Origin of the sequence: Dorea amylophila (assembly GCF_025567265.1) — a bacterium.
Classification (GTDB): Bacteria; Bacillota; Clostridia; order Lachnospirales; family Lachnospiraceae; genus Dorea_A; species Dorea_A amylophila.
Map to the genome: position 1 here is coordinate 87,576 of NZ_JAOQJW010000013.1, position 20,841 is coordinate 108,416.

19 protein-coding genes are annotated in these 20,841 nt (G+C 43.9%); 17 read left to right on the plus strand and 2 right to left on the minus strand.

The genetic code is table 11. From position 1 onward, the window contains the following. Window position 1: 1 nt before the first annotated feature. Complete coding sequence (locus OCV72_RS09660) at window positions 2–946, minus strand: hypothetical protein (RefSeq protein ID WP_081021047.1); 945 nt, start codon at window positions 944–946, stop codon at window positions 2–4. A gap of 106 nt (window positions 947–1,052) precedes the next feature. Between OCV72_RS09660 and OCV72_RS09665 the strand changes: the two genes are divergently transcribed. The 16 genes from OCV72_RS09665 to OCV72_RS09740 all read left to right on the plus strand — a co-directional run bounded on the left by OCV72_RS09665 (window position 1,053) and on the right by OCV72_RS09740 (window position 17,657). Next, a complete protein-coding gene (locus OCV72_RS09665) occupies window positions 1,053–2,501 on the plus strand; it encodes an aminoacyl-histidine dipeptidase (RefSeq protein WP_055283499.1) in 1,449 nt (482 codons plus the stop codon). 76 nt (window positions 2,502–2,577) lie between these two features. Then, window positions 2,578–3,954 (plus strand): RsmF rRNA methyltransferase first C-terminal domain-containing protein, encoded by a 1,377-nt coding sequence (locus OCV72_RS09670; RefSeq protein ID WP_055283501.1) that lies wholly within the window; start codon window positions 2,578–2,580, stop codon window positions 3,952–3,954. A 1-nt stretch (window position 3,955) separates the two neighbouring features. Then, window positions 3,956–4,669 carry a pseudouridine synthase gene (locus OCV72_RS09675; RefSeq protein ID WP_055283503.1) on the plus strand — a complete coding sequence of 238 codons (714 nt, stop codon included), beginning with the start codon at window positions 3,956–3,958 and terminating at the stop codon, window positions 4,667–4,669. Beyond that, window positions 4,656–6,671: a YgiQ family radical SAM protein gene (locus OCV72_RS09680; protein ID WP_055283505.1), complete on the plus strand. Its 2,016-nt coding sequence runs from the start codon at window positions 4,656–4,658 to the stop codon at window positions 6,669–6,671. The genes OCV72_RS09675 and OCV72_RS09680 overlap by 14 nt, the downstream gene beginning before the upstream one ends. A 28-nt stretch (window positions 6,672–6,699) precedes the next feature. Beyond that, complete coding sequence (locus tag OCV72_RS09685) at window positions 6,700–7,512, plus strand: SDR family NAD(P)-dependent oxidoreductase (RefSeq protein WP_055283537.1); 813 nt, start codon at window positions 6,700–6,702, stop codon at window positions 7,510–7,512. 102 nt (window positions 7,513–7,614) lie between these two features. Further along, the gene (locus OCV72_RS09690) at window positions 7,615–8,190 is read left to right on the plus strand and encodes a hypothetical protein (protein WP_055283509.1); all 576 of its coding nucleotides are present in this window, start codon (window positions 7,615–7,617) and stop codon (window positions 8,188–8,190) included. Window positions 8,191–8,216: 26 nt separating this feature from the next. After that, on the plus strand, window positions 8,217–9,239 hold the full coding sequence (locus OCV72_RS09695; RefSeq protein WP_055283511.1) for an RluA family pseudouridine synthase: 1,023 nt from the start codon (window positions 8,217–8,219) through the stop codon (window positions 9,237–9,239). Then, a complete protein-coding gene (locus OCV72_RS09700; RefSeq protein WP_044924164.1) occupies window positions 9,197–9,769 on the plus strand; it encodes a Holliday junction resolvase RecU in 573 nt (190 codons plus the stop codon). Before OCV72_RS09695 ends, OCV72_RS09700 begins: the two co-directional genes overlap by 43 nt. A gap of 60 nt (window positions 9,770–9,829) precedes the next feature. Next, window positions 9,830–11,083 (plus strand): ATP phosphoribosyltransferase regulatory subunit, encoded by a 1,254-nt coding sequence (gene hisZ, locus OCV72_RS09705; protein WP_006426497.1) that lies wholly within the window; start codon window positions 9,830–9,832, stop codon window positions 11,081–11,083. A 5-nt stretch (window positions 11,084–11,088) separates the two neighbouring features. Then, window positions 11,089–11,724 (plus strand): ATP phosphoribosyltransferase, encoded by a 636-nt coding sequence (hisG, locus tag OCV72_RS09710; protein ID WP_006426498.1) that lies wholly within the window; start codon window positions 11,089–11,091, stop codon window positions 11,722–11,724. A 49-nt stretch (window positions 11,725–11,773) separates the two neighbouring features. Continuing rightward, a complete protein-coding gene (hisD, locus tag OCV72_RS09715; RefSeq protein ID WP_055283513.1) occupies window positions 11,774–13,072 on the plus strand; it encodes a histidinol dehydrogenase in 1,299 nt (432 codons plus the stop codon). 32 nt (window positions 13,073–13,104) lie between these two features. Next, window positions 13,105–13,692 carry an imidazoleglycerol-phosphate dehydratase HisB gene (gene hisB, locus OCV72_RS09720; protein ID WP_055283515.1) on the plus strand — a complete coding sequence of 196 codons (588 nt, stop codon included), beginning with the start codon at window positions 13,105–13,107 and terminating at the stop codon, window positions 13,690–13,692. 16 nt (window positions 13,693–13,708) lie between these two features. Next, the gene (gene hisIE / locus OCV72_RS09725) at window positions 13,709–14,992 is read left to right on the plus strand and encodes a bifunctional phosphoribosyl-AMP cyclohydrolase/phosphoribosyl-ATP diphosphatase HisIE (RefSeq protein WP_006426502.1); all 1,284 of its coding nucleotides are present in this window, start codon (window positions 13,709–13,711) and stop codon (window positions 14,990–14,992) included. A 99-nt stretch (window positions 14,993–15,091) separates the two neighbouring features. Then, the gene (locus OCV72_RS09730; protein WP_022415495.1) at window positions 15,092–15,391 is read left to right on the plus strand and encodes a hypothetical protein; all 300 of its coding nucleotides are present in this window, start codon (window positions 15,092–15,094) and stop codon (window positions 15,389–15,391) included. A gap of 126 nt (window positions 15,392–15,517) precedes the next feature. Further along, window positions 15,518–16,366 (plus strand): dTDP-4-dehydrorhamnose reductase, encoded by an 849-nt coding sequence (rfbD, locus tag OCV72_RS09735; protein ID WP_055283539.1) that lies wholly within the window; start codon window positions 15,518–15,520, stop codon window positions 16,364–16,366. Between the two features lies 1 nt (window position 16,367). Continuing rightward, complete coding sequence (locus tag OCV72_RS09740; RefSeq protein WP_022415493.1) at window positions 16,368–17,657, plus strand: dicarboxylate/amino acid:cation symporter; 1,290 nt, start codon at window positions 16,368–16,370, stop codon at window positions 17,655–17,657. A gap of 133 nt (window positions 17,658–17,790) precedes the next feature. Here OCV72_RS09740 and OCV72_RS09745 read toward each other — a convergent pair whose 3' ends face one another. Continuing rightward, window positions 17,791–19,122 carry an MATE family efflux transporter gene (locus tag OCV72_RS09745; protein WP_055283517.1) on the minus strand — a complete coding sequence of 444 codons (1,332 nt, stop codon included), beginning with the start codon at window positions 19,120–19,122 and terminating at the stop codon, window positions 17,791–17,793. A 258-nt stretch (window positions 19,123–19,380) separates the two neighbouring features. Here OCV72_RS09745 and OCV72_RS09750 point away from each other — a divergent pair, with 258 nt between their 5' ends. Continuing rightward, a complete protein-coding gene (locus tag OCV72_RS09750; RefSeq protein WP_055283541.1) occupies window positions 19,381–20,718 on the plus strand; it encodes an MATE family efflux transporter in 1,338 nt (445 codons plus the stop codon). Window positions 20,719–20,841: the final 123 nt, after the last annotated feature.

The window sequence follows — 20,841 nt, forward strand, 5'->3', positions numbered from 1 at the left end:
ATCAAATAGCATATATGTAAGCGGAGATAAGAAGACTGGTTACCAATGCGGTGACCAGTTTTGCTGTTATATAGGGAAGAATCGGTAATTGGCTGCTGGAGATCATGGAATATGTTTGGGCGATGCAACACCATCCGCCGAAAGAGGTCAGGAAAGCGCAGAGGATAATCTTCTCAGTTGTATATAACGCAGATGAAAAGAGCAGTCTGATTCCGGTGCTGATCTCCAGACTGGAATACAGAAGAAGCGAAAAGATAGTGTTTGGAAGAACCGAAGCAAGCAGTTGTATCAGGACAGAGAACATCATCATATATCCTCCGACTTTTGTGACGGATTCGAATGCATTCAAGATACAACGGTCAAGAAAGCTGTCAGAGATACTTTCAGATGGATTGGAGAAAGAACCGGGTGTTACCTGTGGAAAGAAACAAGAGGATTCTGGCAGGCGGTAGAAGAGGCGGAAGATAAAACTCAACATAAGCGGTGTAAATGTAAGAATCAGGAAAAAAGGAATGCAAAGATTACGTTCCTTCATATTTTGGGCCACTACATAGCTTAAGATAAAAGCAGGGCTTGTATTGTTGCAGAAAGATAAAAGGTAAGAGGCTTCCGAACGCGAGATTTTATTGACATTCAGAAGATCAGAGGTGGTCTTCGCACCCATCGGATATCCACATAAGAATCCGGTGAGTACTGCGAATGTGCCATAATAAGAGGTGCCGAGAAGCGGACATAAAAAAGTGGATGTGATACGGCAGATCCAGTGAAGTGCAGGTGTGCAGATCAGAACATTGATCACTATCATATAAGGAAGCAATGTGGGAAGGACATGCCGGAACCACAGAACAAGTCCGTAACTGGCACCGGTAAAGACTGTCTGCGGAAATGACAGCATGCTAAAAAACAGAATCAATATCGGAATGGTAAGGGCAGGATGTCTGGACATGTGATCACCCGGAGAACCTTGTTAATTCATTGTATGGATAAGGTTGATTTTTTATGAAGACTGTTAGATAATAGATATCAGTGTAACATAGGAGGAATGTAGGAAAATGGCAGTATTAAATGAATTAGAACCGAAAGAAGTCTTTCGCTTTTTTGAAGAAATAAGTGCAATCCCGAGAGGAAGCCGCGATACAAAGCGCATCAGTGATTATCTGGTCGCATTTGCAAAAGAAAGAGACTTGAAAGTGATTCAGGACGAAGTGAATAATGTAATCATATTTCAGCCAGGAACACCCGGATACGAGGAAAGCGAACCTGTAATCTTGCAGGGGCATATGGATATGGTATGTGAAAAGACATCGGAATCCACACATGATTTTGAAAATGACGGATTGGAATTGTATGTGGAAGATGGATTTTTAAAGGCAAAAGATACCACTCTTGGGGGAGATGACGGAGTTGCTGTCGCGATGGCACTTGCACTGCTGGATAGCAGAGAGATTCCACATCCGCCAATTGAGGCAGTATTTACCGTGGACGAAGAACTTGGAATGGAAGGTGCGGAAGCTATCGACCTGACTGTACTAAAAGGGAAAAAACTCATCAATCTGGATTCGGAAGAAGAGAAAACCCTGACGGTTGGATGTGCGGGCGGAGTTCGCTATCAGGGACTGATCCCGGTAGAAAAAGAGACGGCATCCGGTGATGAAATCAAGATTACCATCCAGGGACTTCTTGGAGGACATTCCGGAGAAGAAATCCACAGACAGCGTGGCAATGCAAATAAGATGATGGCACGTCTGTTGTATCACATTGCAGAAGAAAAGAGTTACCGTTTAAGTGAGATTTACGGCGGCTCTAAAGATAACGTGATCGCAATGGAAGCACATGCATCTCTCGTAGCAGTACCGGAAGATACCGAACAGATACTGGCCATGATCCGGAATATGGAGGATGTATGGAATGCGGAATTCATGGGAGAAGAACCTGGTCTGACAGTAAAAACAGAAACAGAAAAAAATGCAGATACAGTAGTGTTCTCAAAAGATACTACGCAAAAAGTAGTAGGATATCTGAAGGCAAGCCCAAATGGATTAAAAGAATACAGCCGTAAGGTTGCCGGCGCGACAGAAACTTCCTTAAATCTTGGTGTTGTATCTATGAAAGAAAACGGTGTGGAAGCTGCTTTCCTGATCAGAAGCGCCGTGGACAGCAGAAAGCAGCAGGTATTGGAAGAAGTCGATGCTGTGACAAAAGCGTTCGGAGGAACAGGAACAATTTCCAGTGCATATCAGGCATGGCAATACAAACCAAAGTCAGAGCTCCGTCCGGTCATGATAGAAGCATATAAAGAAATCTACGGAAAGGAACCGGAGATATGCATTATCCATGGCGGACTGGAGTGCGGAATCTTCCTTGGAAAACGGCCGGATCTGGATTGTGTATCTTGCGGACCGGATGTTCTGGATATTCATTCATATAATGAACGTCTGGATATTGCATCTACGCAGAGAAGCTGGGAATTCCTGAAACTGGTACTTAAGAACTGCAAATAACAGGAAATAATAACAACATTCATAATGACGACAGTAAGACAGTCAGAACAAGAAAAAGATGACGGAGGATAAATATATGGAACTGCCAGCAGCATTTGAGGAGAAGATGCGGGCACTTCTGCAAGAAGAGTTCGACGACTATATTGCCTGCTATAAAGAACCAAGATACTATGGCATGCGTGTAAATACAGGTAAGATATCTGTGGAAGAATTTGAAAAGATATGTCCGTTTGAGATTAAAAAAATTCCATGGATCGAAAATGGTTTCTATTATGACGGGGACAAAGTGTCTCCTGCAAAGCATCCGTACTATTTTGCCGGTCTTTATTATCTTCAGGAGCCAAGTGCCATGACACCTGCGAACCGCCTTCCGGTAGAACCGGGAGACAAGGTTCTGGATGTATGTGCAGCTCCGGGAGGAAAAGCGACGGAATTAGGAGCAAAATTACAGGGAGAGGGAGTGCTGATCGCTAACGATATCAGCAGCTCAAGGGCAAAGGGCCTGCTTAAGAATATAGAGGTATTCGGAATCGGGAACGTCCTTGTTTTGAGTGAGGAACCGGGACGTCTGGAAAATTATTTTACGGAATATTTTGACAAGATCCTGATCGATGCACCGTGTTCCGGAGAGGGAATGTTCCGGAAAGATAAAAAGATGGTAAAAGCATGGGAAGAACATGGACCGGAATTCTTCAGCAATCTGCAGCGGAATATCATTCTGCAGGCAGCAAGAATGTTAAAGCCGGGTGGCCTTATGCTATATTCGACGTGTACATTTGACCCGGGTGAAAATGAGCGTATCATTGAACATCTGAAGAAAGAATATCCTGAATTCCATGTGCTTCCGATGGAAAGTTATGAGGGATTCTGTCCGGGAATACCGGAAGTGACAGAGGAAAAAGACGAAGAACTGAAAAAGACAGTCCGCATTTTCCCACATAAGATGAAAGGAGAAGGCCATTATGTAGCCCTTCTGCAAAAGGGTGAACCACTGCCTGCAAAAGAACTGAAAACAAAAAAGAAGGCGGGAAAGATTCCGGCCGACCTGGAAGAGTTTATGAAGCAGGTAACCTGGAAACTGGACGGTTCCAGACTGGATATCCATGGTGAGCGCATTTACTATATGCCGGAGGGACTTCCGGATGTGAGAGGAATCCGTTTCTTAAGAACCGGACTGTTGCTTGGAGAACTGAAGAAGAACCGTTTTGAACCAAGCCAGGCATTTGCTATGTGTCTGAAGAAAGACGAATATGCACAGATCATTGATCTCCCGTGTGAAGATGAACGAGTCAGACGATACCTGAAAGGGGAGACACTGGATGTGGACGATCTGACGGAGAGAAAAGCAAAAGGCTGGTATCTGGTATGTGTGGATGGGTTCCCGCTTGGATGGGGGAAAGTATCCAATGGTACATTGAAGAACAAATATCTGCCGGGATGGAGGCTGTGTTAAGATGATGCGTCTGGATAAATATCTGGCAGAGATGGGTGTGGGAACCCGCCAGGAGGTAAAAAAACAGATCCGTCAGGGAAAAGCAGCAGTTAACGGAACAGTGGTAAAAGCAGCAGATACAAAGATTGATGAGACCAGTGATGAAGTGACGATTAGCGGCCGGAACATATCTTATGTATCGTATGAATATTATATGCTGAATAAACCGGCCGGCGTGGTATCGGCAACTGAAGACCGGAGAGATACTACAGTGATCGATCTGATCAAAGAGAAGAAGCGAAAGGACCTCTTCCCGGTCGGACGATTGGACAAAGATACGGAAGGATTACTTCTGATCACCAATGACGGAGATTTGGCACACCGTCTGCTGGCACCGAAAAAGCATGTGGATAAAGTCTATTATGCAAAAATAGATGGAATGGTTACAGAAGAGGATGTAAAGCGGTTCGCAGAAGGAATCGATATCGGCGCAGAGGAAGAAGAGATGACAAGACCTGCAAAACTTGACATTATGAAGAGCGCGGAAGAATCTGAGATCCGCCTTACGATCCATGAAGGAAAGTTCCATCAGGTGAAGAGGATGTTCCTTGCAGTGGGTAAAGAAGTTACTTATCTGAAGCGAGAACGCATGGGAACCCTATGCCTGGATGAAAATCTGAAGCCCGGAGAATACCGGCTGCTGACAGAAGAGGAGATAGAGAATGTCAGAAAATAAATTTTTACCGATTTGCAAAAAGGATATGGAAGAACGGGGATGGGAACAGCTGGATTTTGTCTATATTTCCGGAGATGCTTATGTAGACCATCCGTCTTTCGGACATGCGATCATTACGAGACTTCTGGAAGCGCATGGATTTAAAGTCGGTATCATTGCGCAGCCGGACTGGAAAGATAAGAACAGCATTACGATCCTTGGAGAACCGAGACTGGGATTCCTTGTTTCTGCGGGAAATATGGATTCGATGGTGAATCATTATTCCGTGTCGAAAAAGCATCGCAGAACGGATGCTTATACGCCGGGAGGCGTAATGGGAAAGCGTCCGGATTACGCAGCGGTTGTATACAGTAACCTGATCCGTCAGGTATATAAGAAGACACCGATCATCCTCGGAGGGATCGAGGCAAGTCTCAGACGACTGGCACATTATGATTACTGGTCAGACAAATTAAAACGTTCGATCCTACTGGATTCCGGTGCAGATCTGATATCTTATGGAATGGGAGAACATTCGATCATTGAGATCGCAGAAGCTCTGGACAGCGGTATTGCGGTCAGTGATATCACATTTATCGCTGGAACGGTTTATAAGACGAAGAGTCTGGACAGTGTCTATGATGCGGAGATTCTTCCGGGATACGAAGATATGAAGCAGGATAAGCTGGAGTATGCAAGAAGCTTTTATACACAGTACTGCAATACCGATCCATTTGCCGGGAAAAGGCTGGTAGAGCCATATAATGCTCATCTGTATGTAGTACAGAATCCACCGGCACTTCCGCTTTCGGAAGGAGAAATGGACGATGTCTACGGACTGCCTTATATGCGTACCTACCATCCTTCTTATGAGAAGGACGGCGGCGTACCTGCAATCTCAGAGGTCAAGTTCAGTCTGATCAGCAACCGTGGCTGCTTTGGCGGATGCAGCTTCTGTGCACTTACCTTCCATCAGGGAAGGATCATGCAGGTGAGAAGCCACGAGTCGCTGTTAGATGAGGCGAAGATGATTACGCAGGAAAAGGACTTCAAAGGCTATATCCACGACGTAGGAGGTCCGACGGCGAACTTCCGCCAGCCATCCTGCGAAAAACAGCTTACACGTGGCGTGTGTAAGAACCGCCAGTGCCTGTTCCCGAAGCCGTGTCCGAATCTGAAAGTAGATCACAGAGACTATATCAAACTTCTGAAAGAACTGCGTGACATTCCAAAAGTGAAGAAGGTATTCATCCGTTCGGGAATCCGGTTCGATTATGTTGTTGCGGATAAAAGTGATGCATTTCTGGAGGAACTCTGCCGTTATCATGTAAGCGGACAGTTAAAGGTTGCACCGGAGCATGTATCGGATGATGTTCTTACACTGATGGGAAAACCAGAGAACAGTGTATATCAGGAATTTGTGAAAAAGTACAATAAGATGAATCAGAAGATCCACAAAGATCAGTATCTTGTGCCGTATCTGATGTCTTCGCATCCGGGATCCAGAATGAAAGATGCGGTAGAACTTGCAGAGCATATCCGGGATCTTGGATATATGCCGGAACAGGTACAGGATTTCTATCCGACACCGTCAACGATCTCGACGTGTATGTATTATACAGGCGTGGATCCAAGAACGATGCAGCCGGTCTATGTGCCGAAGAATCCGCATGAAAAGGCAATGCAGAGAGCTCTGATCCAGTACCGGGATCCGAAGAATTATGATCTGGTCATGGAGGCTCTGAAGAAGGCACACCGCATGGATCTGGTAGGATTTGATAAACACTGTCTGATACGCCCGAGAAAATTCGAAGGCAGATCACAGCAGAAAGTACCGGGACAGAAAACGCAGAATCAGAAGTCTTCCGGAAAACCGGGACGGAATGACCGTAGGAAAAACAAAAACGAGCATTCCAGAAGAAATACTGTGCAAAGTGACAGACAGAACAGCAGACAGAATACAGGAACGGATAGAAGCAGACAGAAAAAGAAATCGATCCGGAATGTGCATAAGAAGAAATAACAGCAAGAAAAATAGCATAAAGGGAAAAATGATGAAAAACCGGAAGCCGGATGGATGTAGAGAGGTGTTAAAGTTGAAAATAGCGATCGTTACAGGAGCATCGTCGGGAATGGGCAGGGAATTTGCGCTTCAGATCTCGCAGCTGTATAAGAACCTGGATGAATTATGGGTAGTGGCAAGACGGACAGACCGTCTGAAAAGTCTGCAGGAACAGGTAAAGATCCCGGTCAGGATCTTCGACGGGGATATGCAGAGAGACTATATTTTCGAAAAACTGCAAAGAGAACTGGATCGCCGGCAGGCAGATGTAAGGATGCTTGTAAATGCGGCAGGATATGGAAAGATCGGTAACGTCAGTGACATTGATCTGAAAGAACAGTGCGGCATGGTTGATCTGAATTGTACAGCACTCACCAGAATGACAGGAATCTGCCTGCCATATCTGTCGAAAGGCAGCCGGATTGTCAATCTGGCTTCGGCAGCTTCGTTCTGTGCACAGCCGGGATTCTGTGTATATGCGGCTTCCAAAGCATATGTACTGCGTTTTTCACAGGGACTGGCAGCAGAATTGAAGAAACGGGGAATCCTGGTAACGACAGTGTGTCCGGGACCGGTACGTACAGAATTCTTTGATCGGGCCGGTGCGCTCGCGGCAAGTGAAAAAGAAGCACTCTGTGCCGAACCGGAAGCGGTGGTGACACAGGCACTTACAGACAGCGTGCGTGGAAGAAGCGTTTCGGTATATGGAGCAGCAATGAAAGGTTCCAGAATCCTTTCCAAGATCCTTCCGGATCACCTACTTGTATGGGGGATGATGAAGATCAACCATGCGGATATATAAAGGCATATACGGAATATCTATGAGCTTGAGAAAATGTTTTTTCATGATAGAAAAAGACGATTACAGAAAAATTATAAATAGAAAACAAAAAGGACAGACAATATGAGAACAGAAAAAGGACAGCCGGGATATATAAAGGCGAAAAAACAGAAATACCTTCTGGGAGCAGTTGTAGAATTTGCAATTGTGATCGCAATCTTTGTGACCGGATATATTCAGACCGGATCCAGACTGAATCTGCTTACCGTTGTGGCAGTAGTCGGATGCCTTCCGGCAGCAAAGATGCTGGTTGAATTTATCACAATGGCACCGTACAAGAGTATTGAAGAAGCAAAATATCAGGAACTGGAGGAAAAAGCACCTTTGATACTGAAGGCATATGATATGATTATTACCAGCTCACAGAAGATCATGCCTCTGGATGCAGTGGTAGTATCCGGACACATTGTCTGCGGATATGCCAGCAATCCGAAGACCGATGAGACAGCACTTGCCCGTCATATCAAAGACATTTTGAAAGACAATCATTATGATAAGATGACGGTGAAGATTTTCCATGATTATACTGCATTTTTAGCGCGTGCGGAGGGCATGAATAATATGGCAGAAGTAGAACAGAAAGAATCTTTACGGAGAGAAAAAAAGATCCGGAAGATCATCTTAAACATTTCCATGTAGAAGATTAGCGGGAGTTAGAAGAGTATATGAAAGAACTGATTATTCATGACAATGAGGCGGGACAGCGCCTGGATAAGCTGTTGCGCAAATATTTGAGCGAAGCGCCTGGAAGCTTTATTTATAAAATGCTGCGTAAAAAGAATATTGTGCTGAACGGAAAGAAAGCGACCGGAAATGAACATCTGAGAAAGGGAGACAGTGTGAAACTGTTCCTGGCGGATGATACAATTGCCAAATTCCAGGCGGCGGGAAAGACAGTAGAAGAAAACATAAAGAATACGGTAAAGCTGGATGTGATCTATGAAGATCAGAATGTGATATTTATTAACAAGCCGTCGGGGATGTTGTCGCAGAAAGCGAAGGAGACAGATGTATCAGTGGTAGAGAATGTGACAGCATATCTTTTGGAATCCGGACAGCTAACAAAGGAGAATCTTCAGACTTTCCGCCCGTCCATCTGCAACCGTCTTGACCGGAATACCAGCGGGTTGATCGTTGCGGGAAAGAGTCTTGCAGGCCTGCAGCAAATGGGAGAATTATTCAAAGAACGTACGCTGAAAAAGTATTATCTCTGTATCGTAAAAGGCAGGATCACGGAACCGGCACATATCAGTGGATATCTTGTGAAAGATGAGAAGACGAACCGCGTCAGTTTTTCAAATGGAACTTCTTCAAAAGAGGCGAATGGCCTGCCGATCGAGACGGAATATCTTCCAATCGCATGGAATCAGGAGATGACGCTTCTGAAAGTACATCTGATCACCGGACGTACCCATCAGATTCGTGCACATCTGGCAGGCACCGGACATCCGCTTCTCGGAGATTATAAATACGGTTCTAAGAAATGGAATGACCGTTATAAAAAAGAATGGAAGATTAAAGATCAGGTATTGCATGCCTATCAGCTTACAATGCCCGGTATGAAAAAAGAACTGGAGAATCTTTCTGAAAAGACATTTTACGCAAAAGTTCCGGAGACATTCTGGAAACTGATAAAGGAGACGGCATGGGAACATGGAACTCAAGAGGCCTTAGAGGTTCTACATTAGAAGATATGGTGAATCGTACCAATGAGTGGTATCTGGAAAAGAATCTGGCACTTATGCAGAAGATCCCGACCCCGATCACGCCGGTACGTATGGATAAAGAACACAGACAGATCACGCTGGCTTATTTTGATCAGCGCAGTACGATCGATTATATCGGTGCAGTGCAGGGGATTCCGGTGTGTTTTGATGCGAAGGAATGTGTGGCAGAGACATTTCCGCTTCAGAATATTCATGAACATCAGGTGGAATTTATGAAGAATTTTGAAAAGCAGCAGGGGGTTGCATTTGTCCTGATTTATTATTCATCTAGAAATATCTTATATTATATGCGTTTTGAGGAACTGTACAGGTTCTGGATGCGTGCACAGAACGGAGGAAGAAAAAGCTTCCGTTTTGATGAACTGGACGAACGGTTTTTTATGAAATTCTTCCATGGATGTTATGTTCCATACCTGGATGCCTTGAATCTCGATCTGGAACTTCGTGATGAACTTGACAAAACGGATGAAACTGCGTATAATGCAAAGTGATTTTTTAACATGGTAGCACACTAAAGTGCTGGAAGAAAAATATTACTACCTGGAGGACATATGAAGAAAAAATTACACACTCCGGAAGGAGTACGGGATATATACAACGTAGAATGCGGAAAAAAACTTGCGTTGGAAAGCAGATTGAAAAAAGTATTTCATTTATATGGATATCATGATATCCAGACTCCGACGATTGAATATTTTGATGTGTTCCGCGAGGAGATTGGAACGACACCGGCCAACGATCTGTATAAATTTTTTGACAAAGATGGCAATACACTTGTCTTAAGACCCGATATTACCCCGTCTATTGCAAGAGCATCGGCAACTTTATTTAAAGATGAAAATCTTCCGATCCGTCTGTGTTATACAGGCAATACATTTGTGAACCATTCCAGTTATCAGGGACGCTTAAGAGAGACGACGCAGATGGGAGCAGAATTTGTCGGGGATGATTCGGTAGAGGCAGATGCAGAGATGCTTGCTCTGGTGATTGAATCTATGTTGACGATCGGGCTGAAAGAATTCCAGCTCTGTGTCGGTAATGTTGATTTCTTCCAGAGTCTGATCGAAGACGCAAGTCTGGATGAAGAGGCGGAAGAAAGGGTAAGAGAACTGATCGGTAACCGCAATTACTTCGGTGTAGAAGAATTTCTGGACAGTATTCAGGCAAAGAGAAGCTCCAAAGAAGCATTTTCAGCATTGAATGAACTGATCGGAGGAATTGATATCCTGGAAAAAGCGGAAAACCTTGCGCCGAACTCCAAAGGTGTGATGGCAATCAGACGCCTGGAGAAGATATACCACATCCTGCGCTATTACGGAGTGGAAAAATTTGTCACTTTTGACCTGAGCATGACAGGAACCTATGGATACTATACAGGAATCGTGTTCCGTGGTTATACTTACGGAACCGGGGATGCAGTTGTAAAGGGTGGACGTTATGACCATCTGATTGAAAAGTTCGGTAAGAAATCACCATCTATCGGTTTTGCGATTGTAATTGATGAACTGGTGAGTGCACTGACCCGTCAGAAGATCCGCATCGTATATCCAAGAAAGAATACGATCATCATATATGCGGAAGGAAGACAGCTTGAAGCAATCCGCCTTGCGAAGGATTTCCGTAGAAAAGCCAAGAATGCAGAACTTCTGAAGAAGGATGAAAACAGTGGATTGGAAGATTATATCCGTTACGGAAATGATTATTATGCCGGAAGTCTGGTATATATCGAGGAGACCGGAGAAGTAACGATGGTCAATCTCGTTACCGGAGAGCAGAAGATCGTGAATAGTACAGATAGGAGTTAGACATTATGAGATACCTGACATTTGCCCTGGGAAAAGGACGTCTGGCAAAACAGACATTAGAATTATTTGAGAAAATCGGGATTACCTGTGAAGAGATGAAAGATAAAGATTCCAGGAAGCTGATTTTCACCAATGAAGAATTGAAACTCCGTTTCTTTCTTGCAAAAGGACCGGATGTTCCGACATATGTAGAATATGGCGCAGCGGATATCGGAGTCGTTGGAAAAGATACAATCCTGGAAGAAGGACGTAAGGTACATGAAGTACTGGATCTTGGATATGGAAAATGTAAGATGTGTGTATGCGGATACAAAGATGCCGCACCACTTCTGCAGCATCATGAACTGATCCGGGTAGCAACAAAATATCCGAATATTGCAAAAGATTATTTCTATAACACAAAGCATCAGACTGTAGAGATCATTAAGTTAAATGGTTCCATTGAACTTGCACCGATCGTCGGACTGTCCGAAGTGATCGTGGATATTGTAGAGACAGGGTCGACTCTCCGTGAAAATGGTCTGGAAGTGTTGGAGGAAGTATGTCCGTTGTCTGCTAGGATGATCGTGAACCCGGTCAGTATGCGTATGGAAAGCGCAAGGATTAAAGACCTGCTGACAAGACTGCGGGAGCAGGTATAATACTGTACAGACAGAAAGAAAATAAAATGAGAGGATGGCGGTTAAGGCTATGAGAATACAGCGTTTGACAAAAGATGCAAAAGAGAACTTACTGGAGGATCTTCTGAAGAGAAGCCCGAATAATTACGGTCAGTATGAACAGGGAGTTCAGGAAATCCTCGCTCATGTAAAAGAAGAAAAGGATCAGGCAGTATTTGCATATACGAAGAAATTTGATCAGGCAGATATCACTGCAGACAATATTAAGGTTACAGAAGAGGAGATCGAAGAGGCATATAAAGAAGTAGATCCAAAACTGGTGGAGATCATCCGCAAAGCTCTTCTGAACATCCGTACGTATCATGAAAAACAGAGACAGTACAGCTGGTTCGACAGCAAACCGGACGGAACAATCCTGGGACAGAAAGTCACACCACTTCACAGAGTCGGTGTATATGTGCCGGGCGGGAAAGCTGTATATCCATCTTCTGTATTGATGAACATTGTACCTGCAAAGGTAGCCGGAGTTGATGAGATCGTGATGGTCACACCGCCCGGAAAAGATGGAAAAGTGACACCAAACACGCTGGTTGCAGCACATGAAGCCGGCGCGGATGTCATCTATAAAGTCGGCGGGGCGCAGGCTATTGCTGCTCTGGCATACGGAACAGAGAGCATTCCAAAAGTCGACAAGATCGTAGGACCTGGAAATATATATGTTGCTCTGGCGAAAAAAGCAGTTTATGGTTATGTAAGCATTGATGCAATTGCCGGACCTAGCGAGATTCTTGTTATTGCAGATGAGACGGCAAATCCAAGATTTGTGGCAGCAGATCTTCTTTCACAGGCAGAGCATGATGAACTTGCATCTGCAATTCTGGTCACAACATCTGAAGAACTTGCCCGGAAAGTATCGGATGAAGTGGATGGTTTCTTAAAAGAACTTTCCAGAAGTGAGATCATCCGGAAATCACTGGACAACTACGGTTATATCCTGGTTGCAGATACGATGGATGATGTGATTGATATTGCAAATGAGATCGCATCCGAACATCTGGAGATCCAGACAAAGAATCCATATGATGTGATGACAAAAGTAAGGAATGCCGGTGCCATCTTTATCGGGGAATACGCAAGTGAACCACTGGGAGATTATTTTGCAGGACCGAACCATGTTCTTCCAACCAATGGTACAGCAAAATTTTTTTCACCGCTTTCTGTGGATGATTTCATTAAAAAATCAAGTATCATCGGATATTCGGAAGAAGCATTACGCGATATACATAAAGATATTGAAGCATTTGCCGAGGCAGAGCAGCTGACGGCACATGCCAATTCTATCAAAGTCCGTTTTGAGGGCGAAGAGTAGAAGACAGCAGAAAAATAAGGAGGCGAGGAGCTATGAACAGAACAGTCACCAGGACAAGAACGACAAAGGAGACGGATATTACGGTAACTCTGAACCTGGATGGAACCGGAAAGACGGAGATTGATACAGGAATTGTTTTTTTTGATCATATGTTGAATGGATTTGCAAGACACGGATTGTTCGATCTGACGGTACATGCGAAAGGGGATCTGGAAGTGGACAGTCATCATACCATCGAAGATACGGGAATCGTACTTGGACAGGCTATTCTGGAAGCAATAGGAGATAAAGCCGGAATCAAACGTTATGGCCACTTTATGCTTCCAATGGATGAGACACTCGCACTTTGTGCGGTAGATCTCTCCGGAAGACCATATCTGAATTATAATGCAGAGTTTGTGTCAGATAAGATGGGTGAGATGGATACTGAGATGGTAAGGGAATTCTTTTACGCAGTTTCTTACAGCGCAATGATGAATATCCACCTGAAGATTCTGGATGGTATCAACGATCATCACAAGGCGGAGGCGCTGTTTAAAGCGTTCGGAAAAGCACTTGATATGGCGACAATGGAAGAGCCAAGGATAAAAGAGGCATGGACCACAAAGGGAAGCCTCTAAAAGGAGACGGACAGACATGAGTTATAAAAGATTAATACCTTGCATTTTTATAAAAGACGGGAAAGCGGTCAGATGGATTGATGATCCGACTGTTGTATCCAAAGACGTAATTGAACTTGCAAAATATTACAGTGATCACGGTGCAGATGAACTGATCGTGCTGGATCTCTCAGATTCGGATGAAGAACATGATGAAACGATCACATTGATGAAACGGATCAATCGTGTGATCAGGATCCCGATGATCGCAGGCGGCAATATCAGACGCCAGGAAGATATTAAGAAGATTCTGTATACAGGTGCAAAACGGGCAATGCTGAATTTCTCTAAGCCGGATAGTGTCAAATTGATTGAGGATGCGGCAAAAAGATTCGGAAAAGAGAAGCTTGCGGTATCATTAAATGATTTTGATGCATTGTTCAAACATCAGCATCTGATCCAGGATTACAGCAGTGAAATTGTCTTTATGCACAGACTGGATCTGAATTCCATTATGAATGTAACAGATGTACCGTGTGTGATCATTACGGATACGGAAGAAGAGTCAGAGTTATTTAAAATTTTGAAATGCCCGGGTGTCCGGGGGCTTTCGGGAAGATATGTAAGCCGTACAGATATTGATTGTGTGGCATTCAAAGATAAGTGTACGGAAGAAGGAATTAAGATGACATCTTTTGAGAGTATGATGGAGTTCTCACAGTTTAAGACCAATGATCAGGGCCTGATCCCTGTCATCGTCCAGCATTATAAGACACAGGAGATCCTGATGCTGGCATATATGAATGAGGAATCTTTCTATGAGACGATCAAGACAGGAAAGATGACGTATTTTAGCAGAAGCCGGCAGAAACTCTGGGTAAAGGGGGAGACGAGCGGTCATTTCCAGTATGTAAAATCCCTGACGATTGACTGTGATCTGGATACATTGCTTGCAAAAGTAGATCAGATCGGAGCAGCATGCCATACCGGTAATCCGACCTGCTTCTTCCAGCCGCTTGTAGGAATTGACTATGATGAGACGAATCCGCTTCGGATCTTTGAATCGGTATATGACACGATCGCAGACCGTAAAGAGAATCCAAAGGAGGGGTCTTACACGAATTATCTGTTTGATAAGGGAATTGATAAGATCCTGAAAAAAATTGGAGAAGAAGCAACGGAAGTTGTGATCGCAGCAAAGAATCCGAATCCGGAAGAAGTCAAATATGAGATCGCGGATTTCCTGTATCATGCAATGGTTCTGATGGTAGAAAAAGGTCTGACATGGGAAGACATCGTAAAAGAACTGGCAGATCGTTAAGCAGAAACTCTTAGAAAACATGAAAAAGAGCCTGTATGCAGTAAGTTTTGCACATGAGTGAAACAGATATCTCATATATTGTTTCAGAGGTGAGCGCATGTGAATGAAGCGGAAAAGCGAAGAAGAGAACTTCTGGAACAGACACGTTACAGCTATCAGGAATCCGGAATACCGGCAATACATCCCAGATACAGGGCATCTTATAGTGAACTGTATGGTGAGGAAGAGGCAGAACAGGGAAGCCTGGGAATCCGTACATTTATTTGTATGATTCTGTTTGCGGTGTTTGTATTTATGCAGAATGAAGGGAAAGATATTCTACATATAAGCAGCACAAAAGTGGTGCAGGAGGTCAGTAAAAACGCTGACATTACCGATGTGTGGAAAAAAATACCATAGAGGAGTAGATTTGAGACCGTTGGTTAAGAATTGAAACTGACGGTTTTTTTGTGTATACTAGCTATATTAAAAGGAAAGCAGAGAGACTGGCGTCAGCCGGTCCCGGCAGATGAGGAGGAAGCAGATATGTTAAAATTATGGATTGTTGGTGCATCCGGACAGATCGGATCGGCCATCAATGAAGTGTTGGATCCATTAGAAATGGAAGTGTTTAACACAGATAAGGAAGAATTAGACATTACGGACACCGATGAGGTGCTGAATTTCGGAGTGATCAACCGTCCGGATGTGATCATCAACTGTGCAGCAGTCACAGATACAGATCTCTGTGAAAAAGAACCGGAGCTTGCATACCGTGTGAATGCGCTGGGAGCAAGAAATTTAAGTATTGTGGCAAGAAAGATAGGGGCCAAGATGGTACAGATATCCACGGATGATGTATTTGACGGAATCCGGCATACCCCATATACAGAGTTCGATGACACAAATCCGAAGACCGTTTACGGACGTTCCAAGAGAGCAGGGGAGAATTATGTAAAGGAATTTACACACAAGCATTTCATCCTGCGCAGTAACTGGGTGTATGGAAATGGCAATAATTTTGTAAACCGCGTACTTCATGCAGCAGATACAAAGGATGAACTTCTGATTGCATCAGATCAGTTTGGTTCTCCGACCAGTGCAAAAGACCTGGCACGTATTATTCTTTATCTGATCAAAACGAATGAATACGGAACGTACCATGCAACCTGTCAGGGTGTATGTAATCGTTATGAATTTGCGCAGGAAGTTTTGAAACTTGCAGGAAAGAGGATCACTCTGCGCCCGGTAGTGACCAGCGAATCGGATCTTTCTTCTGCAAGACCAGCATATGCGGTCCTGGATAATTTTATCCTTCGTATCATCAATGTATACGAGATGCCGGACTGGAGAACTTCACTGAAAGAATATATGGATGAGAGGATGGAGGACTAATATGGGAGAGACACAGAAGAAGGAAAAGAAGAAAATAGGACTTACAACGAAGATTTTTATTGCATTGCTTGCAGGAGCGGTATTTGGAATTATTTTATGTTATGCGGTTCCAAGTGGACATATCAAAGACGACATTATCGTAGAAGGTGTACTGTACGTGGTCGGACAAGGCTTTATCAAACTGATGAAGATGTTGGTTGTACCACTGGTATTCTGTTCGCTTGTGTGCGGAAGTATGTCGATCGGGGATACGAAGAAGCTTGGTACAGTCGGTGCAAGAACACTGATCTTTTATCTGGCAACAACAGCACTTGCGGTTACCGTAGCATTGTCTGTCGGAAACCTGATCAATCCGGGTGTGGGACTGGACATGAGCACGATCAAGACCAATGCAGCATCTGTAGAAACTATGAAGGCTACTTCATTGACAGACACGCTGTTAAATATTATCCCAGATAACCCGATTAATTCTCTTGCAAGCGGAGAGATGCTGCAGATCATCGTATTTGCATTGATCATCGGTGTGATCCTTGCAAAATTAGGAGAACGCGCAGAGACAGTTGCGAACTTCTTCAGCCAGTTTAACGATATCATGATGGAAATGACGATGATGATCATGGCACTTGCCCCAATTGGTGTCTTCTGCCTGATCAGCCGCACATTTGCAAACATCGGATTCAGTGCATTTGTACCGCTGGCAAAATATATGATCGGTGTATTGATCGCACTGGCAATCCAGTGTTTCGGTGTATACCAGATCTTACTGAAGATATTTACCGGACTGAATCCTCTGAAATTTATCAAGAAGTTCTTCCCGGTTATGGCCTTCGCATTCTCAACAGCAACATCAAATGCAACGATTCCGCTGTCAATCGATACCCTGACCAAGAAGGTGGGTGTATCTAAGAAGATATCATCTTTCACCATTCCTCTTGGAGCGACCATCAATATGGATGGTACTTCGATCATGCAGGGGGTAGCCGTTGTATTTGCCGCACAGGCATTCGGAATCCACTTAAGTATGACAGATTATATTACTGTAATCGGAACTGCAACACTTGCATCCATCGGTACGGCCGGTGTGCCAAGTGTAGGTCTGGTAACACTGACAATGGTATTCAATTCTGTCGGACTTCCGGTTGAGGCAATTGGTCTGATCATGGGTATCGACCGTATCCTGGATATGACAAGAACTGCCGTTAATATTACAGGTGATGCTGTATGTACAACAATCGTTGCACACCAGAACAAGGCACTGGATAAGAATGTGTTCTATGCGGAAGAGAATTAGGAACGAAGATATTAATTTTTAAAAGATGTTCTAATAAATAAAAAACGTATCTCTGAGATGCTTCCTTTTCAGACAGTGGGGAAACATTGCAGAGATACGTTTTTATATTGTTATACATTTGAAAGAGATTGTCTTACAGGTAATGATACTTGTCTTTCTGACGGACGAAAAATGTAGTGGTCATGATAAGTGTCAGCGCCTCCGCAATGCTGATCGCACTCCAGATACCGTTGATCCCGAACCAGAGTGGAAGTGTCAGGACCATGATGACCTGGAACACTAATGTTCTCAGAAATGAGATGACAGCCGATATCAGGCCGTTATTCAGTGCAGTAAAGAACGAGGATCCGAAGATATTGATACCGATGATCAGGAATGCAATGGCATATACACGGAAGCCGTGCAGTGTCATAGCGTACAGGCCGGTATTGTAACCGACAAATATCTTAGACAGAACAGGTGCCAGTAACTGTGCGGCACCGAACAGGATCACGCCCCAGACCAGTATGATAGACATACTTTTTTTATACAGATTTTTAAGCTCTGCGTGATTTCCAGCACCATAATGGTAGCTGATAACCGGGGCACAGCCAATTGCATAGCCTAAAAAGGTGGCAACAAAGATAAAATTGACGTACATAACTGCACCATAAGCAGCAACACCATTTTCTCCGGCAATCTTCATGAGCTGGAGATTGTATAATGCATTGACTAAGGACATGGACAGGTTAGTCATGAGTTCCGAGGAACCATTGGTGCAGGTCTTAAGAAATACACGTCTGTCGAATACCGGTTTTACAAAGTGAAGGAGGCTGTCGTTCTTACGGAAGAAATATACCACCGGGAGCAGACCGCCGATAAATTCACTGGTCATGGTTGCGAACGCGGCGCCTGCAATTCCAAAGTGTAATACACCGATGAACAGGGCATCGAGAACAATGTTTGTACAACCGGCAGCCACAATGACTTTCAGTCCAAGCTGGGGTTTTCCGGCAGCCACAAAGAAACTCTGGAAGACATTCTGCAGCATGAAGGCGGTCAGGGATATGCAGGAGATCCGTCCGTAAAGGGTACAATAATCAATCAGATCACCAGCGGCACCAAATGCCATGACAATCCGCCTCATAAATATAAAACTGAGAACAGATAACACAAATCCTCCGATAGCAGCAATCGTAACCAGCATCGAAAAATACTGATTTGCCAGTTTTTTCTTTCCTTCACCAAGGGTTTTTGATACAAAAGCACTTCCTCCGGTACCGATCATAAATCCAAGTGCACTGATTCCCATCAGGTAAGGCATAATGAGATTCACGGAAGCAAATGCTGATTTTCCCACAAAGTTCGATACAAAGATGCCGTCCACTACACTGTAGATGGAAGTGAATACCATCATAATAATGGAGGGCAGGATAAAACGAAGTAATTTTTTATAGGTAAAATGCTCTGAGAGCTGAATATTCATACGTATTCTCCTTTTTTATATTTACTGATATGGATGTTTACAATGAATGTAAATGAAAACATATAAGCTAAGTGATTATAGGTTGTTTTTGATGTTCTGTCAAGGAAAATGTCTTTACACATATAAAACGAATTAATAATTAAATGTTCACAAACGATAAATCTATGCTACAATAAAAATTACGGCTTTATGCTTTGATTGAAGATATTACTATAAAAGGAGAGAGTTGTTTTGAAGAAAAATAAATATGAGATTGATATGTGCAATGGAACCATCATGGACAAATTGATTTCATTTTCCATACCACTGATGCTGTCAGGAATCTTACAGCTGATGTTCAATGCGGTGGATATCGTGGTAGTGGGACGTTTCAGCGGAAGTCAGGCGCTCGCAGCGGTGGGTTCGACAACGGCACTGATCAATGTGTTTACCAATCTTTTCATTGGAATCTCATTGGGAGCAAATGTACTTGCAGCGAGATATTATGCGGCCGGAAAAACAAAAGAAATGTCGGAGACGGTACATACGGCTATTGCACTTGCTCTGGTAAGCGGAGTGGCGATGACGGTGATCGGAGTGGTCTTTGCCAGAGGCGCGCTGGAAATTATGGGGACACCGGATGATGTAATTGCCAAATCCACACTTTATATGCGGATTTATTTCTGCGGTATGCCATTTTTTATGATGTATAACTATGGAGCAGCCATATTAAGGGCAGTGGGGGATACCAAACGTCCGTTGATCTTCCTGATCGTATCCGGAGTGATTAATGCAATATTGAATCTGTTCCTAGTCATCGGTTTTCATCTGGATGTAGCAGGCGTCGGGATTGCGACCGTTATATCCCAGCTGGTATCCTGTATCCTGGTACTCCGGTGCCTGCATCACACAGAGAGCAGCTATCAGCTTCACCTTGCAAAGCTTCGGATCAAATCCGTGTATCTGAAGCAGATTTTTGAAGTCGGGGTTCCGGCGGGAATCCAGAGCACGGTAATCAATATTTCAAATGCGATGCTGCAGTCATCGGTCAATTCTTTTGGATCGATCGCAATGGCAGGATATACGGCATCGAATAATATTTTCGGATTCTTATATGTGTCGGTGAACTCCTTCACACAGGCCTGTATGAGCTTCACAAGCCAGAACTACGGAGTGAAGAAATTAAAACGTATGGACAGGGTTCTGATCGACTGTATGATCCTTTCAGTTGTGGTAACTTTGATCCTCGGAAGCAGTGTGTACATATTCGGACCGGAACTTCTGCATATTTACAGTAATCAGGCAGATGTTATCAAATACGGTATGGAGATCTTTTCTTATACAACCGTTACCTATTTCCTGTGCGGTCTGATGGATCTGTTCCCGGGAGCACTGAGAGGAATGGGATATTCCACGGTACCGATGATCCTTTCTATCATCGGTACGGTCGGAGTCCGGATTATCTGGATCTATGGACTGTTCCCTTCACACAGATCACTGACTTTCTTGTTTCTGTCTTATCCGGTATCCTGGATTGCAACGATCATTATGCAGGTGATCTGCTTCTGGTTTGTAAGGAAGAAGATTCACAGGACGATGGCGGTTACGGCAGAGTGAGCTTTTTCGAACATATAAAGATATAAAACTCCCGGAGTCTTGGTATGCTCCCCGTCAAGAGGACAATAAAAAATAATAAATTTTTGTATCGTCAGCCATGCTATGGCTGGCGATATTTTATGC

What these genes read in the sequence shown, in the direction of transcription:
- OCV72_RS09660 (WP_081021047.1), bottom strand. Translation starts at nt 946, where the DNA reads ATGTCCAGACATCCTGCCCTTACCATTCCGATATTGATTCTGTTTTTT.
- OCV72_RS09665 (WP_055283499.1), top strand. Translation starts at nt 1,053, where the DNA reads ATGGCAGTATTAAATGAATTAGAACCGAAAGAAGTCTTTCGCTTTTTT.
- OCV72_RS09670 (WP_055283501.1), top strand. Translation starts at nt 2,578, where the DNA reads ATGGAACTGCCAGCAGCATTTGAGGAGAAGATGCGGGCACTTCTGCAA.
- OCV72_RS09675 (WP_055283503.1), top strand. Translation starts at nt 3,956, where the DNA reads ATGATGCGTCTGGATAAATATCTGGCAGAGATGGGTGTGGGAACCCGC.
- OCV72_RS09680 (WP_055283505.1), top strand. Translation starts at nt 4,656, where the DNA reads ATGTCAGAAAATAAATTTTTACCGATTTGCAAAAAGGATATGGAAGAA.
- OCV72_RS09685 (WP_055283537.1), top strand. Translation starts at nt 6,700, where the DNA reads ATGATGAAAAACCGGAAGCCGGATGGATGTAGAGAGGTGTTAAAGTTG.
- OCV72_RS09690 (WP_055283509.1), top strand. Translation starts at nt 7,615, where the DNA reads ATGAGAACAGAAAAAGGACAGCCGGGATATATAAAGGCGAAAAAACAG.
- OCV72_RS09695 (WP_055283511.1), top strand. Translation starts at nt 8,217, where the DNA reads ATGAAAGAACTGATTATTCATGACAATGAGGCGGGACAGCGCCTGGAT.
- OCV72_RS09700 (WP_044924164.1), top strand. Translation starts at nt 9,197, where the DNA reads ATGGGAACATGGAACTCAAGAGGCCTTAGAGGTTCTACATTAGAAGAT.
- hisZ (WP_006426497.1), top strand. Translation starts at nt 9,830, where the DNA reads ATGAAGAAAAAATTACACACTCCGGAAGGAGTACGGGATATATACAAC.
- hisG (WP_006426498.1), top strand. Translation starts at nt 11,089, where the DNA reads ATGAGATACCTGACATTTGCCCTGGGAAAAGGACGTCTGGCAAAACAG.
- hisD (WP_055283513.1), top strand. Translation starts at nt 11,774, where the DNA reads ATGAGAATACAGCGTTTGACAAAAGATGCAAAAGAGAACTTACTGGAG.
- hisB (WP_055283515.1), top strand. Translation starts at nt 13,105, where the DNA reads ATGAACAGAACAGTCACCAGGACAAGAACGACAAAGGAGACGGATATT.
- hisIE (WP_006426502.1), top strand. Translation starts at nt 13,709, where the DNA reads ATGAGTTATAAAAGATTAATACCTTGCATTTTTATAAAAGACGGGAAA.
- rfbD (WP_055283539.1), top strand. Translation starts at nt 15,518, where the DNA reads ATGTTAAAATTATGGATTGTTGGTGCATCCGGACAGATCGGATCGGCC.
- OCV72_RS09740 (WP_022415493.1), top strand. Translation starts at nt 16,368, where the DNA reads ATGGGAGAGACACAGAAGAAGGAAAAGAAGAAAATAGGACTTACAACG.
- OCV72_RS09745 (WP_055283517.1), bottom strand. Translation starts at nt 19,122, where the DNA reads ATGAATATTCAGCTCTCAGAGCATTTTACCTATAAAAAATTACTTCGT.
- OCV72_RS09750 (WP_055283541.1), top strand. Translation starts at nt 19,381, where the DNA reads ATGTGCAATGGAACCATCATGGACAAATTGATTTCATTTTCCATACCA.